The organism is Frankia sp. CoWAU3, from assembly GCF_977971855.1.
The window spans coordinates 1,019-2,580 of sequence record NZ_CDWWXB010000338.1 but is presented as its reverse complement, the minus strand read 5'-3'; the positions used below and the strand labels follow the sequence as shown (position 1 = coordinate 2,580).

The 1,562-nt window shown below is 70.0% G+C and carries 2 protein-coding genes; both read right to left on the bottom strand.

Annotated features, from left to right (window positions below):
• Positions 1 to 236: 236 nt before the first annotated feature.
• Entirely contained in the window at positions 237 to 980 is a 744-nt protein-coding gene (cysE, locus tag AC08ON_RS18150) for a serine O-acetyltransferase (RefSeq protein WP_476617441.1), read from the bottom strand.
• Positions 981 to 986: 6 nt separating this feature from the next.
• Positions 987 to 1,562 (bottom strand): pyridoxal-phosphate dependent enzyme (locus tag AC08ON_RS18145; RefSeq protein WP_476617440.1); only part of this gene is annotated, 576 nt, incomplete at its 5' end.

The following is a 1,562-nucleotide window of genomic DNA, read 5'->3' as shown; positions in this document are numbered from 1 at the left end:
CACTACACGAACAACACATCGGCGATCGCTAAACGTCACGGGCTGTTACGCGGAAAGGCTCAGTCAGCTCCAGAATTGCGAGGTCTAAACCGACGGAATCAAGTGGTTATGGCGACGCATGCTTTGCCGGCAAATCCTGGCGCGACCGGATCCCCAGGGACACCGGTCGAGCCAGGGGCGTCACCGATCAGGTCGTTGATCAGGTCGTTGATCAGGTCGCCGATTAAGGTCGTTGATCAGATGGAGAAGTCCTCGCCGTGCCACACACCGGCCTGGGGCGGGCGGATCGTGGGACGGGCTGCGACCCGCCCGTCGGCGCGGCCGTCGGTGTTCCCGGTGTTCCCGGTGTTCCCGTCGAGCACCGCCTCCAGCTGGTCGACCCGGGTGAGCAGGGACTTCAGGCTGACACCGACGAGGTCGGGGAGCACGTCGTCCTGACCGGGCAGGGCGGTGGCCGGCCGGGGGCGGCTGGGGGTGATGACCTGGCCGGGGACGCCAACGACCACTGAGCCGGGCGGCACGGGCCGCACGACGACGGCGTTGGCCCCGATGCGGCTGTCCGAGCCGACGGTGATGTTGCCGAGAACCTTGGCGCCGGCACCGATGATCACTCGGTCGCCGATGGTGGGGTGCCGCTTGGCCGGTTCCAGGCTGGTGCCGCCGAGGGTGACCCCGTGGTAAATCGTGACGTCGGCGCCGACCTCGGCGGTCTCCCCGATGACCACGCCGGTGGCGTGGTCGATGAAGACGCCGGGGCCGAGCGTGGCGGCGGGGTGGATCTCGACCCCGGTGAGCATGCGGGTGAGCGTGGCAACCACGCGCCCGGGCAGCCGCAGGTCACGGGTCCACAGCCAGTGGCTGATCCGGTGGCCCCAGACGGCGTGCACGCCGGGATAGCACAGGGCGATCTCGAGGGTGGAGCGGGCTGCCGGATCCCGTTCCTTCACCGTGCGCAGGTCATGGCGCAGCGTCGAGAGCACAGCCGGTCACCCGAGCCCGGCGAACAGCGGTGTGCTCAGGTAGCGCTCGCCGAAGTCCGGAAGCACGACGACGACCAGCTTCCCGGCGTTCTCCGGGCGGCGGGCTACCTGCAGCGCCGCCGACACCGCCGCACCCGAGGAGATGCCCACCAGGAGTCCCTCCTCCCGGGCCAGCCGGCGGGCCAGGTCGAAGGCGTCCTCACCATCGACCTGGATGATCTCGTCGACGAGGCCGGTCTCCAGGACCGGTGGGACGAACCCGGCGCCGATGCCCTGGATCGGGTGCGGTCCCTTCACGCCGCCCGAGAGCACCGGCGATGCCGACGGCTCCACGGCGACGAACCGGGCCTCGGGCCTGCGCTCCTTGATGACCTGGGCGACGCCGGTGATGGTCCCGCCGGTGCCGACTCCGGCGACGAGCACGTCGATCTGCCCGTCGGTGTCGCGCCAGATCTCCTCAGCGGTCGTGGCGCGGTGGATCGCCGGGTTGGCCGGGTTCTCGAATTGCTGCGGGATGAGGTACCGCTCGTCGTTCTTCGCGAGCTCCTCCGCCTTCGCGATGGCGCCGGGCATGCCCTCGGC